The organism is Planococcus sp. TJ-302, from assembly GCF_058268455.1.
Window position 1 is genome coordinate 596,389 of the sequence record NZ_JBZDOI010000001.1, and the last position, 12,963, is coordinate 609,351.

General features: G+C 46.2%; 11 protein-coding genes. 1 reads left to right on the plus strand and 10 read right to left on the minus strand.

Annotation, left to right across the window (positions count from 1 at the left end; all coding sequences use genetic code 11):
- Window positions 1-2: 2 nt before the first annotated feature.
- From AC4EHB_RS03070 to murG, 8 genes are all read right to left on the minus strand, one after another.
- Window positions 3-860, minus strand: a complete 858-nt coding sequence (locus AC4EHB_RS03070) for an AAA family ATPase (RefSeq protein WP_490980638.1) — start codon at window positions 858-860, stop codon at window positions 3-5.
- A gap of 327 nt (window positions 861-1,187) precedes the next feature.
- On the minus strand, window positions 1,188-1,385 hold the full coding sequence (locus AC4EHB_RS03075) for a DUF6501 family protein (RefSeq protein ID WP_490974129.1): 198 nt from the start codon (window positions 1,383-1,385) through the stop codon (window positions 1,188-1,190).
- Between the two features lie 69 nt (window positions 1,386-1,454).
- Window positions 1,455-2,045: a DedA family protein gene (locus AC4EHB_RS03080; protein ID WP_490974130.1), complete on the minus strand. Its 591-nt coding sequence runs from the start codon at window positions 2,043-2,045 to the stop codon at window positions 1,455-1,457.
- A 90-nt stretch (window positions 2,046-2,135) separates the two neighbouring features.
- Window positions 2,136-3,401 (minus strand): 2-oxoglutarate dehydrogenase complex dihydrolipoyllysine-residue succinyltransferase, encoded by a 1,266-nt coding sequence (gene odhB, locus AC4EHB_RS03085; protein ID WP_490980639.1) that lies wholly within the window; start codon window positions 3,399-3,401, stop codon window positions 2,136-2,138.
- 132 nt (window positions 3,402-3,533) lie between these two features.
- On the minus strand, window positions 3,534-6,350 hold the full coding sequence (locus AC4EHB_RS03090) for a 2-oxoglutarate dehydrogenase E1 component (protein WP_490980640.1): 2,817 nt from the start codon (window positions 6,348-6,350) through the stop codon (window positions 3,534-3,536).
- Between the two features lie 232 nt (window positions 6,351-6,582).
- Entirely contained in the window at window positions 6,583-8,247 is a 1,665-nt protein-coding gene (locus AC4EHB_RS03095; RefSeq protein WP_490980641.1) for a sensor domain-containing diguanylate cyclase, read from the minus strand.
- 18 nt (window positions 8,248-8,265) lie between these two features.
- Window positions 8,266-9,216 carry a diaminopimelate epimerase gene (dapF, locus tag AC4EHB_RS03100; RefSeq protein ID WP_490974134.1) on the minus strand — a complete coding sequence of 317 codons (951 nt, stop codon included), beginning with the start codon at window positions 9,214-9,216 and terminating at the stop codon, window positions 8,266-8,268.
- Between the two features lie 14 nt (window positions 9,217-9,230).
- On the minus strand, window positions 9,231-10,310 hold the full coding sequence (gene murG, locus AC4EHB_RS03105; protein ID WP_490974135.1) for an undecaprenyldiphospho-muramoylpentapeptide beta-N-acetylglucosaminyltransferase: 1,080 nt from the start codon (window positions 10,308-10,310) through the stop codon (window positions 9,231-9,233).
- Between the two features lie 131 nt (window positions 10,311-10,441).
- Between murG and AC4EHB_RS03110 the strand changes: the two genes are divergently transcribed.
- Window positions 10,442-11,794 carry an MATE family efflux transporter gene (locus AC4EHB_RS03110; RefSeq protein WP_490980642.1) on the plus strand — a complete coding sequence of 451 codons (1,353 nt, stop codon included), beginning with the start codon at window positions 10,442-10,444 and terminating at the stop codon, window positions 11,792-11,794.
- Here the strand turns inward: AC4EHB_RS03110 and AC4EHB_RS03115 are convergent.
- Complete coding sequence (locus tag AC4EHB_RS03115; RefSeq protein ID WP_490974137.1) at window positions 11,785-12,027, minus strand: hypothetical protein; 243 nt, start codon at window positions 12,025-12,027, stop codon at window positions 11,785-11,787. The two genes, AC4EHB_RS03110 and AC4EHB_RS03115, sit on opposite strands and share 10 nt — an antisense overlap.
- Entirely contained in the window at window positions 12,024-12,905 is an 882-nt protein-coding gene (locus AC4EHB_RS03120; protein WP_490974138.1) for a CobW family GTP-binding protein, read from the minus strand. The genes AC4EHB_RS03115 and AC4EHB_RS03120 overlap by 4 nt, the downstream gene beginning before the upstream one ends.
- Window positions 12,906-12,963: the final 58 nt, after the last annotated feature.

Below are 12,963 nucleotides of genomic sequence, written 5' to 3' on the forward strand. Positions count from 1 at the left end.
ACCTACTTCTTCCAAGTATGGGCCAGGTTCATGAACAATTCCCGTTCACTTGCATCTTCAAGTTTTTCCGCTATGGCATATCGGATTGCCCGCATCGGGTCCATATGCTGAGAAAGCGCTGTTGCGTCAAGCAAGCTTCGGATCGACGCAGCTTCTTCTGATAGCAATCCATTTTCCACTTGCTTCATCAAATCCGCAGCCAAATTGAGGATGAATTGTTTCAAGTCGGGATCGACGCCGGGAAATTCACGGTCCCAAAGTTTCCGCAATTGGTCGCCAGCCAAATAGGGAATTGGATATGCGATAAAACGGTTTTTTAACGCTTCGTTCATCGGCGCCGTCCCAATATAGCCTTCGTTGATTGCTGCTATGACTCCAAAATCAGCATGGGCTTCTATCACTTCCCCAGTGAAAGGATTTGTCATCATCCGGCGGTGGTCAAGTGCACTGTGAAGAATCGGCAACGTTTCCGGCTTCGCCATATTTATTTCATCAATATATAAAAATTGCCCTTTTTTCATCGCCGTAACGACCGGCCCTTCGATAAACTCGATCCGGCTTTCTCCTTTATGTTGCACCAGGGTTTTAAAACCGAGCAGCGCTTCTGCATCTAAATCCACCGAACAATTGATGCTTTGCATTGGCTGGCCGTAGGCGGCGGAAATGCTTTCTGCAAGCTTTGTTTTGCCAGCCCCAGTCGGTCCTTTCAATAAGACTGGTTTGCGAAGCACCACAGCTGACAGGATGTCATGCCATAAATCAGCATCGGGTGAAATATAGCCGCCTTCTGCAACCAGTTTTTCATAGCCGGTATGGTCGCGATTTTCTCTGCTTTGAAAATCTCTTTCGATAAAATTCATATTAGTCCCTCTTTCCATGAAAAAAACCGATGAAGCATCATCGGCAGTTTTTTATTGGCTAGCTCTAACGGCCAGATTCTCGGGTCATAAGCCAACCCAGCTTTGTGGCAAAAAGTGCTGCTTCGGAAATTTATCAAAAACCGATTGCTCCTGTCTCTGTCCCTGCAACGCTTCGCTAGCTTCGGGACATGAAAAACCGTTGCATCGCTTCGCTAGCTTCGAGACATTAAAATACGTTGCAGCACTTCGTACTTCGTCGCAAAGTTCTGGCCAAATGGATTTGCCCAGAACTTGCCTGTCGAATCTAAACGGCCGTTTCCGCTTTTCTTATTCGAAATATGTTTTGTAGAACCCGCCAACTTTTCCGGTGTTGTCTACAACGAAAATGAATTCATCCGTTTCGTTTTTTACTTCATAGGTTTTTCCAACGGTCAATACGTTGGAAACCAGGAATTTAGCCGCGTCGGTATGCTTGCAAGTTATCGTCCGGATTGTTTCTTTCGTCAGCCAGTCATTGTGAATCACATAAATCATCCTTTTCTATAAGTCTATAAACTTCAGTATAAGGAAACTCTGTGCAAAATTCAAACCCCTTCAGCTGCGCTGTTTTTTTGAAAGCCAGAACATCCGTATTATAGACCCGGCAACGACCAGCAGTGACAACGTCAACAAGAAGCCTTGAAGATGGCTGATAATCGATTCGTAGGCATAAGGGAACGTGCGCCCGATGTTGAAGTAGATAAACATCCATACAAAGCCTGCAGTGTATGCGTAAAGCGCATAATGGCCAAAGGGATAGCGGTTTGCACCGACGACATAAGGCATCGCCCAACGTATACCGGGCAAGAAAAAGCTGAATGATATCGCCATCTTGCCATGCTTGTCCAAAAAAATGGAAAAGCGTGCGATGGTTTTATTCAACCACGTCTTTTCTAAACGGTGCAGCAGACGCTGCCCGAATATGCGGCCCAGCATATAAGCAAATGTGTTGCTGCTAATCAGCCCTAGGTAGGCGGCTAAAAAAGCGTATATCGGTGTAAAATAACTGATTTCCGTCAACATGCCTGAAAAAGCGGCGGCGGCTTCGTTCGGAATTGGCAAGCCGAACAACAGCAGCCAGTTGAATGCGAACATGCTGATATAGCCGTATTCTATTACTAACTCCATTAATCGGGATAAATCCATCGGCATCGGCCGCCTTTCGGCACTCATCTCTTACTATCATCCCAAAAAAAAGACACCCCTGCAATTCAGGGGCATCTGTTTCTTAAAATATTAACCTTGAAGCAATAAATCTTCAGGATTTTCAATTAATTCTTTAACCATTTTCAAGAATCCGACTGAATCACTGCCATCGATGACACGGTGGTCATAAGAAAGCGCAACGTACATCATCGGGCGAATTTCAATTGAATCGCCTATAGCTACCGGGCGTTTTTGGATGGTGTGCATACCAAGGATCCCGACTTGTGTACCGTTCAAGATAGGTGTAGATAATAATGAACCGAATACGCCGCCGTTTGTGATTGTAAACGAACCGCCAGTCATATCAGCGATCGAAAGTTTTTTGTCGCGGGCTTTTAGAGCCAAATCGCCAATCGATTTTTCGATTTCAGCAAAGTTTTTCTTGTCTGTATCGCGAACAACTGGTACGACAAGGCCTTCTTCAGTTGAAACGGCTATGCCGACATCAAAGAATTGCTTCAAAAGGACATCCGTGCCATCCAATTCAGCGTTGACATACGGGTATTTTTTCAAAGCAGCTGTAACAGCTTTTGTGAAGAATGACATAAATCCAAGCTTAACGTCGTTGTTTTGCTGGAATTGGTCTTTCTTGCGGCTGCGCAGCGCCATAACATTCGTCATATCGATTTCGTTGAACGTAGTCAGCATTGCAGTAGATTGTTTAACTTCCAATAATCTTTTCGCAATTGTTTGGCGGCGGCGCGACATTTTCTCGCGCACAACGCGTCCGCTTTCTTCATCAGAAGATGGTGCAGCAGCTTTTGGAGCTTCTGTTTTAGCAGCAGGTGCAGATGCGCTCGCTGCCGGTTTAGCAACGTGTGCCTCAACATCTTGTACACGTACGCGGCCCATTGGGTCTACAGGGGAAATCGCAGCAAGGTCAATGCCTTTTTCACGTGCCAATTTACGGGCAGCCGGGCTAGCGATCGTGCGGTCAGAAGAAGGCTGCTCTTCAGTTGCTGGCGCTGCTGGTGCAGCTTCTTGCATTGCAGGTGCTTCAGCTTTAGGCGCATCTTCTGTTTTCGCAGGTTCTTGTGCTTTAGGTTCAGCAGCTGCGCCTGAGCCAGCTCCAACGATTGCGATAACTTGGCCGACTTCAACTGTGTCGCCTTCTTGCGCTAATAGTTCCTGCACAGTGCCTGCTTCTTCAGAGATAACTTCAACATTGACTTTGTCTGTTTCCAGTTCAACGATGAACTCCCCTTTTTCCACTGTATCGCCTGGCTGTTTAAGCCATTGCGCGATTGTTCCTTCTGTAATCGATTCTGCTAATTCAGGTACTTTAATCTCTGCCACAAAAAATTCCTCCTTAGAATGTCTCGCTTGAATGGTCCACATGAAGTCCGCTGTAAAGCGGAATTCTGTGGCCATTTAAGTCCGATTCGGTCCTTATAACTACCACGGGTTTTACCCTGTTTTTATAATTTCTTAATTTGACAATGCAGCGTCAAGGATTCGGCCTTGTTCCGCCTTATGCGCTTCGCCGTCGCCCTCTGCAGGGCTTGAACGCTTGATGCGTCCGTAATAAGCCACGTCTTTGCCGTTTGCGATATCGCGCAAATACGGTTCTGCAAATGTCCAAGAACCCATATTTTTAGGCTCTTCCTGTACCCAAGCCAATTCCTTGGCGTTCGGATAGCGGTCAACAATCGCTTGGATTTTCTCAGCAGGGAATGGATACAATTGTTCCACACGGACGATATGCGCCCAGTCGAATCCTTTGCCGTCTTTTACCCGCTCAGCCAAATCGATGGCCATCTTACCGCTTGCAAACAAGATGCGTTCCACTTTTTCCTCTTTCGTTCCCATTCCAGGCTGTTCAATGATTGTCTGGAATTGGCCTTCAGCCAAATCTTCGACTTCCGCACCGACTAATGGGTGGCGCAAAAGTGATTTTGGCGTCACGATAATCATTGGGCGAATCGATTCTTCCCCCAGCATTTTCGCTTGGCGGCGCAAGATATGGAAATAATTTGCTGCACTTGAAAGGTTCGCTACCGTCCAGTTATTTTCGCCTGCATTTTGGAGATATCTTTCAAGGCGGGCACTTGAATGCTCAGGGCCTTGGCCTTCGTAGCCGTGCGGCAACAGCATGACAAGCCCGGATTTTTGTCCCCATTTCGAGCGGCTTGCTGAGATAAACTGATCGAACATCATCTGAGCCATATTGGCGAAATCACCGTATTGTGCTTCCCAAAGGACCAATGCCTTGTCATTTTCGACATTATAGCCATATTCATAGCCAACTACGGAAGCTTCACTCAATGGGCTATTAAGCACGGCAAACGAAGCTTTCGCTTCTGAAATGTGATGGAGCGGCACAAGCTCTTCGCCGGTTTTATCGTCGTGGAGCACGAGATGACGGTGTGCGAAAGTTCCGCGCTGTGCATCTTGTCCAGTTAAACGGACAGGCGTTCCTTCTTGGATAATCGAACCGAATGCCAAAGTTTCAGCGTGCGCCCAATCGATTTTCCCTTTGCCATTGAAAGGTTCTTCGCGGCGCTTAAGGATGCGTGCCAATTTGCCGAAAGCAGAAAACTCGCTCGGCCAAGTCAGCAATTCGTGGTTCATCTTCTCCAAAGACTCACGGCCTACGCCAGTCTGAACTTCAGGAAAGCCATTCAATACAGCTTCTGGTATTTTAATTTCGTGTGTTTCTTCCGACTTGCTTTCTTTCACTTTATCGTAAGCCGCCTGCATCAACTTTTGAGTGTCTGCATCAAGCGCTTTGACTTCACTTTCAGTCAGTACATTTTCAGAAGATAATTGTTGTCCGTAAAGTTCGCGGACAGTAGCATGCTCATGTACGCCGTGGTACATCATCGGATTCGTCACAAGCGGTTCATCCATTTCGTTATGTCCATAGCGGCGGTAGCCGATCAGGTCGATCAAGATGTCTTTGCCGAATTTTTCACGGTATTCAAAAGCAAGTTTCGCCACAGCTGCCACTTCTTCCGGATGGTCGGCGTTGACGTGGATAACCGGCACTTCAAAACCTTTAGCCGGATCCGATGAATAATGCGTTGATCTTGAATCAAATTGCTCGGTCGTGAAGCCGATCAGGTTATTGGCGATGATATGTACAGAACCGCCAGTCTGGTAACCGCGTATGCGGCTGAAATTCAATGTTTCCGTGACAACGCCCTGCCCTGGGAAAGCGGCATCGCCGTGCACAAGAATCGCGTAAGCTTTTTTCGAATCAATAACTGGCGCTCCTGCCTGGTTGGTCAATTCCTGTGCTGCACGCGTATAGCCTGCAACAACCGGGCTGACAATTTCCAGGTGAGAAGGGTTGTACGCAAGTTTGATGTTCAAACCTTTCGGAGACGTATAGGAAGCTCCCATATGGTATTTCACATCACCGAACCAACCTTTAGTTATTTCCACAGAACCGTCTTCCGGCAAAAAGGTTTCATCAGGCACATGCGCGAAACCGGCAAACATCATTTCGTATGGTTTGTTCAACACATGCGTAAGCACATTTAAACGACCGCGATGAGCCATCCCGATCATTATTTTCTCTGTGCCTTTTGCTTCCGACAAGCGGACAAGCTCATCCATCAAGACGACTAATGAGTCGACCCCTTCGATTGAAAAACGCTTCTGGCCGACAAATGTCCGGTGAACGAATTTCTCGAAGCCTTCAACGCGCGTCAGAAGGTCAAGGATTTGTTTCTTTTTATCAGCCGCAAAAGAAGGTTTTAGCTCCCCTGCTTCGATTTTCGACTGAATCCAGCTGCGTTCCTGCAACTGGACAATGTGCGAGAATTCAAAAGCTACTTTATCCGTGTAAAGCGATTTCAAATAATCGATTGCCTGTAAGCCGTTGGCAACTTCCGTCGGTGCGTTTTCTAATAGAAGCGATACCGGCACTTCTTTCAAGTCTTGGTCTGTCAGACCATACGCAGAAGCTTCCAGCCGCGAAGAATCTTTCGGCTGGTCTTTTAATGGATAGATATCCGACGCAAGATGGCCATGCGCCCGGATTGCTTCCGCCAGTTGGACCGCTGCCAGAACTTTGCCGAACTTGCTGGAATCAACACTGGCCGCAGCCGTTTTGGCAGGTGCAAAAGATGCCTGAGCAACTTCTGCTGGTGGGCCATACTGCTTGAACATCTCAGCAAATTCCGGATCGAGCAATTCTGGAGATTCCTGGTACAAATCGTACATTTCCATTACATAGCCAAGGTTTGGGCCGGTAATGGAACTCCAGGGTGATTTTTCTTCTGAATAATTGGTAGACATTCAAATAACCTCCAACTTTTTGCCTCTAGGCAGTCACTTTTAGTATATGTGTATCTTCCATATTTTATCACGCATCCCACTATACATAAAGCGGAAGGCGTTTCAACAGTTGAAGAACAAATTTCCATATCAATCTTACTACTTCTATTGAAAAAAACAATGCTTTTGCCTGAAAAGATTCACTTAACGGAAATGAAAGCGATTTCATAGCTCCGACGTGGCTGTAAGTGAGCTATTCCAAGGTTTTCAGGTGCTCTTCTTTATAAAAAAGCACCGAATTTTTGCCTTTGCGTTTGGCGATATAAAGCGAATGGTCGGCTTTATTTACAAGTTCGTCCATCGACTTTCCCTGGCTTGGATAAAGAGAAACACCTAAAGTTGCAGTAGGGGAAAAATGGACATCCCCTATTTTCCAGCCGCGCTCCAGCGACGCCTTGATCCGGCCGATTATGTGATGAATTTGATCTTCAGCTTGTAGTGGATCCAAGCCGGACAATGCGATTAAAAATTCATCGCCGCCGATGCGCGCCGCCATATCCTGTTTGCGTATGCTATTCTGGATAGCTTGGCCAAAACGGTAGATAAACTCATCCCCAACCTCGTGGCCATTCTGATCGTTGACTAATTTAAAGTCATCGCCGTCCATGAAAATGATCGCAAGCTGCTCGTTGTTCAAATCTGCCTCTGCTTTCATCTCAGCAAACTTCCGGACAATCGCCAAGCGATTCGGCAATTTTGTCAAACTGTCATGGTAAGCCATGAAATGCAATTGCTCTTCCAAGCTTTTTCTGTCTGTGATATCAAACATGATGGCTAGCATTTGCCCGGCGTTTCCCTTTTCGCCGGGTAATGGGATGATCGTTGTGTCGATCCAGAAAAATTCCCCGGTCTTTTTCAGGCTCTTCAATTCACCCCGCCAGATGTTGCCGGACGCCACGACATTCTTGATGTCATTGTATTGTTCGGAAGCAATGACCGCTTTGCCGATTTTGGAAATATGCATACCCAGCAAATCTTCTCTTTCATAGCCGGTTGTGCCTTTAAAATTATCGTTAATGAACTCGATGACTCCAGATGATTTCCAGATTGCTACCAAAGCTGCGTAATTGAGTGCGCTTTTGTAACTCTCCAGAATATGTTCGGTTTTTTTTAACTCGTGTTTCAATAGATATTCCGTTGTCAGCTCGCGCAAAATGATATGGAATGCCCGGATCTCCCCGCCTTCCAGAATAGGAGAATAATTCGCCGAAAAAAGGGCTTCTTCGCCGTCTTGTTTTTTCCTTTTAATGAAAAGCGGCTTCGCGTTCCGGTGCGTTTTAAAGCTATTTAGCTCTGACAACACATAATTGAACGTTTCGTCATCCACAAATGGCAGTTCGCCATAAGGCTTTCCGACCCAATCGCGTTTTTCCACTCCAAACGTTTTCGAATAGGCCAGGTTCATATCAAAGATGATGAATTCCGAGGTGATCATCAACATCGGGTCAACTGAGTTGAGGACGAGCGATTGGTAGAATAGATATTCCTCTTCAATCTTTTTCTGTATGGCGACATTCTTTGAAACAGCCAAAACAAAAATCTCACCTTCATGTTCCATCGACGTGATGGAAGTTTCATTCGTCGCGTGTTCTTTACTGAACAAATTATAGTCCCTATATGTGTGGACCGCGTCTTGCTGCATCGCAATCCTATATTGGTTTTTAATATCCTCCGCTAAATGAGGAGGCATGACTTCATCTAAACTTAAGCCTGACAAATCTTTCTGGAATACTCTCCGTACTGCAGCGTTCACGTATTGATACTCGTACGTATCCTCTGTCTGCCGCATAAAATAAATCAGGTTTTCTGTTTTTCCATACAACATATCCATTTGCTTTTTTGTAAAAGGCCCCCGCATGAACATCTCTCTTTTCTTTTACACGAATTGTCCGCTTATCATTGATGTCTTCGAGATGAAATTTTCATAATCACGCTGCTCTTCGAGTAGTTCTGAAGACGTAAAACTGCTGTTTATGCCTTTCTCTTCCCATGAAAATATATGATTGGAAAGGTACGTAGCATTTCCCGCTAACTGCAGTGAATAACCACTTTCCGTCTTTATAACTGAACACTTGACCATTCCCCCCGGATTGAAAACAGAAACGTCTCCGAATGGTACAAGATCAGCTAAACAGCCCACTAAAGCGGAAGCAGTCATAGCTGTTCCGCAGGCATTAGTAAATCCGACTCCCCGTTCAAAAGTTTTCACGAAAATCCCGTCTTCTACTTGGGTGACGTAACTGACATTGACGCCATCCGAAAAATACTCATTCGGCCCATTGAAAAACTCAGCCCATTTTTGTTGATGTATTCCGCCTTTTTGCAACTCTGCCGGAACAATGCCAATCAAATGCGGATTGGGCACTGCCACAGCTGTGAAAAGGATTGTTTCAGAGATAATCGGCAATGGTTTCAATATCCATTCTTCCTTGCCCTTATAGGCCATGGGCAGATCAGCTAACTTAAATGAAACCGGGGAGATTTCCACCGCATACATGGCAATACTGCCGTCGGATGCCTGTTTCTCCACTTTCAGATCTGCTTTCATCGTTTCAATGACAGCCTCATCCAGCCCATCGCGCTCGCAAACATAGCGCGCTACACAGCGCAGTCCGTTGCCGCACATGGAGGCTTCCGATCCGTCTTTGTTAAACACGCGCATGCGCGCGTTCGCGGTCGTTGATGGCAGAACAGCCAGCAAACCGTCAGCTTCCGGGTCCAGCCTGCACAATTCTTCAGCAAGCGTTCCGTAATCCGATCGGTCTGTACCTTCGTAAAGATAAAATGTATTCATGGAGCCATGTACTTTCATCAGCTTAAGTTCCATTGCTTTCACCTCAATTAGTTCTTTGTGTGCGCAGCGACAAGCTTCGCCATTTCATAAGCGGTTTTTGGCGCTTCCGCGTTTGTCATAGTATCAACTAGCAGGTCTTCATCCATTTGCAACTTCTGCATCTCAGCCAGGAAACGTTCCGGCGTCAATTCCTCTTCTTCCACGACATGCGCAAATCCTTGCTGTTGAAATAAACGCGCATTTAAAATCTGGTCGCCGCGGCTTTTCAGCTTCGACAACGGAATCAGCAACATCGGCTTTTTCAACGCCAAAAATTCAAAAATCGAGTTTGAACCAGCACGTGAAACGACAAAATCAGTCATGTGCAGCAAATGCGGCAACTCATGAGTGACGTATTCGAATTGTTTGTAGTTTGCCAGATCTATTAATGAGTTGTCGGCATTCCCTTTACCGCAAAGGTGAATGACATTATACCGCTTCAGCAGTTCCGTCAGGTTTGAACGCACTGCTTCATTGATGACAGCTGAACCTTGGCTCCCGCCCATCACCATCAACACTGGCAAGTCGTTATTAAAATTACAGATTTCTTTGCCTTTCGCCGCAGAACCGTCCATCAATTCGCTGCGGATGACCGATCCAGTGCATGTCGATTTTTCTTTAGGCACATGCTTAAGCGTTTCTTTGAATACTGTAAAGATATGGTTAGCAAATGGCATGGCAATTTTATTGGCTAATCCTGGCGTGACATCCGACTCATGGATAATAACGGGAATCGACATCAATTTGCCAGCCATCGCAACTGGTACGGATACGAACCCGCCTTTGGAGAAAATTGCTGCAGGCTTTGTTTTTCGGATGACGTTAAGAGCCTGCAAGAGTCCTGCCCCGACCCGTACCGGATCTGTAAAGTTTTTGACAGAAAAATAGCGGCGCAGCTTTCCACTGGCAATTGCGTGATAAGGAACATCCGGGAAAGAATCGGGAATCAGCTCGCTTTCAATGCCGTATTTGGATCCGATGTATTCTACATGGAAGCCCATGTTCTTCAATTCCGGAATCAATGCCTGGTTTAAGGAGACATGCCCGGCCGTTCCGCCGCCTGTTAATAAAATGGTTCTGTTTTTCATTTTTTCAGTCCTACTCTCTCATATTGAAATTGCTTATCCGTCTTTCTGGATGTCCGCCTCAAAGGGTCGGCCTTTTATGCTATACTTAAATTTATTTTATCGATTTCACTTAGGAATATTGGAGGAAAAGCATGTTCGAAACCACTAACACTTCAGAGAAACTTCAGATGCTATGGAAAATCGTCGTCCCCATTTTAGTAACGCAAGTTGCCATGTATTTAGTGACATTCTTCGATATCTACATGACTTCAAGGTATGGAACCGAAGATTTGGCCGGCGTTTCAATCGGCTCTTCGTTCTGGTTTCCCGTTTACATCGGATTAGCTGGAATATTGATGTCCATTACTCCAATTGTAGCACAATTGATGGGTGCCAAAAGAAAAAAAGAAGTAAAAGAAGCAGTCCAGCAAGGCATTTACCTGTCGATCATCTTGGCGGTCATCGTCTTTATCTTCTTTTTAACCTCCATCGACAACCTTCTCGGATTCATGGAGCTCGAACCCGCTGTTGAAGCAGTCGCCTCCGATTATATTTTCGCTTTAAGCTTCGGGGTTGTCCCTTTGTTCGTCTACAATACGCTTCGCTCGTATATTGACGCGCTCGGCTCAACGCGCGTGTCTATGATCATTTCGCTGCTGTCCGCACCGATAAACGTCTTCTTCAATTATTTGCTTATCTTCGGCAATTGGGGCTTTCCGGAACTGGGAGGCGCAGGCGCGGGATTGGCTTCCGCCATCACCTACTGGCTTGTGCTGTTGATTGCGGTATGGATTGTTCATACGCAAAAACCGTTCAAAGACTTCTTCATCTTTACAAAGTGGCCGAAAATTTCACTGGCCCGCTTCAAGGAAATTTCCTTGATTGGTATTCCAATCGGCATTTCCTTGTTCGCGGAAACCAGCATCTTCTCAGCGGTGACGCTGATGATGAGCACATACGGTACGATTACGATTGCCGCACATCAAATAGCGATCAATTTCACGTCCTTGCTATACATGCTGCCACTAAGCATATCGATGGGGGCTACCATTCTTGTCGGCTTTGAAGTCGGTGCCAAGCGTTTCGGTGATGCGAAAAAATACAGCTGGTTAAGCGTTGGTTCCGCCATTACCTTCAGCTTCATCTCCTCCGCTATCCTGTTTTTCATGCGCGAACCTATTGCGGAGCTGTATTCAAGGGACCCGGCTGTAATCGAATTAGCAGTTCAGTTTTTGATTTTTGCCGCCTTGTTCCAATTGTCTGATGCCATCCAGGCGCCTGTACAAGGGGCATTAAGAGGCTACAAGGACGTGAACATCACGTTCATCATGGCGCTTATTTCCTATTGGGTCATCGGCTTGCCTGTGGGCTATGTGCTGGCTAGTTACACTGACTTCGGGCCATTCGGCTATTGGATCGGCTTGATCGCCGGATTAACCGCCGGAGCAGCCACTTTGTCCATACGTTTAATCGCTATACAAAAAAAGATTGCCGCTCAATCCTGAGCGGCAATCTTTTTATATAGTTGTGCTAATTCGGTTTTTTCTTCTGTTGAGAGATCGGATTCGACTATGCGCTGAAGCGCCATTTCCAGTTTTTCCTGTCGCGATTTGCGGACTCGTGGATGGGTCAGTTCATCATTCAACTCAATCTGGATTTTCTGTTCAAGCTCTTCAATGCTCTTAATCGAACCAGTGCCACTCCGGCTGAGCCACAGTTTCCGGTAAGCTTCGATCACGGAAGCTTCACCTCTTCCAAATTTTCACCGATAAGCACAATCTGTGGCCGCATTTTCATGTATTCCGGGAGCCATTGCGCCATTCCATATGCATACTGGAACGCGTGTGGATATTTGTCGCCTTCCAACGGTACATAGCCTTTGATGCGAAACACAGATTCCGGCAGTGCACGCAGCCATTGTTCAAAGACTTCTCTTTTGACTGGTGTATCAAAAAGCAGAACTTGGGCATTGAGATTCATTTTTGAAACGGGTGCTTTGTGGACCTCCCCTTTAACAGAGGCGGCAATTTTTTCAAGGGCAGCCATCGGAACTTTTGCCTGCACGGTCTGGATAATTTGTGCGGATGAGTTCAAGGACTGTATTTCATATGTCACTTTGGCTTGTTCATCCTCCGACAGCAAATCCATCTTGTTCGCAAGAATCAAATCAGCATGGCGGATTTGTTCGAGGTACAGCGATCGGATTTGAGGGGACAGCTTGCCTCGGTCCAGCCAGAGTTTGCTATCAGCAACCGTAACGATGCCCTTGAAGTTCAAACGCTCAGCAAAAAGGGGTGAAAAAATTGCGTCCATCGCTTCGACCGGATGGGCTGCGCCAGTCGTTTCGATCAGCAATACATCGAAGTCTTCTTCAGCTAAAAGCGTCTGGATCTGTGCCTCAGACTTTTCGGAACCGGTGCAGCAGATGCAGCCATCCAGCAATTCTTTTTGTGGCACCCCGTCACCGATTTCATCAGAATCAAAATTCATTTCACCCAGCTCATTCATAAAGACTGCTGGCACTAGCCCTTGGTCTTTCAATTGTTGAATAATGTGTTTTAGCAACGTGGTTTTTCCGCTTCCCAAAAAACCACTGAACAAATATACATCTTTCATCGAATCCCCCTCGATATATTTTAGCGTAAGAAAAGACCCGCTTCCGCGGGCCTTCATG

Coding starts and splice junctions, on each gene's coding strand:
- AC4EHB_RS03070 (WP_490980638.1), bottom strand. CDS start 860: ATGAATTTTATCGAAAGAGATTTTCAAAGCAGAGAAAATCGCGACCAT.
- AC4EHB_RS03080 (WP_490974130.1), bottom strand. CDS start 2,045: ATGGATTTATCCCGATTAATGGAGTTAGTAATAGAATACGGCTATATC.
- AC4EHB_RS03090 (WP_490980640.1), bottom strand. CDS start 6,350: ATGTCTACCAATTATTCAGAAGAAAAATCACCCTGGAGTTCCATTACC.
- AC4EHB_RS03095 (WP_490980641.1), bottom strand. CDS start 8,247: ATGCGGGGGCCTTTTACAAAAAAGCAAATGGATATGTTGTATGGAAAA.
- dapF (WP_490974134.1), bottom strand. CDS start 9,216: ATGGAACTTAAGCTGATGAAAGTACATGGCTCCATGAATACATTTTAT.
- murG (WP_490974135.1), bottom strand. CDS start 10,310: ATGAAAAACAGAACCATTTTATTAACAGGCGGCGGAACGGCCGGGCAT.
- AC4EHB_RS03110 (WP_490980642.1), top strand. CDS start 10,442: ATGTTCGAAACCACTAACACTTCAGAGAAACTTCAGATGCTATGGAAA.
- AC4EHB_RS03120 (WP_490974138.1), bottom strand. CDS start 12,905: ATGAAAGATGTATATTTGTTCAGTGGTTTTTTGGGAAGCGGAAAAACC.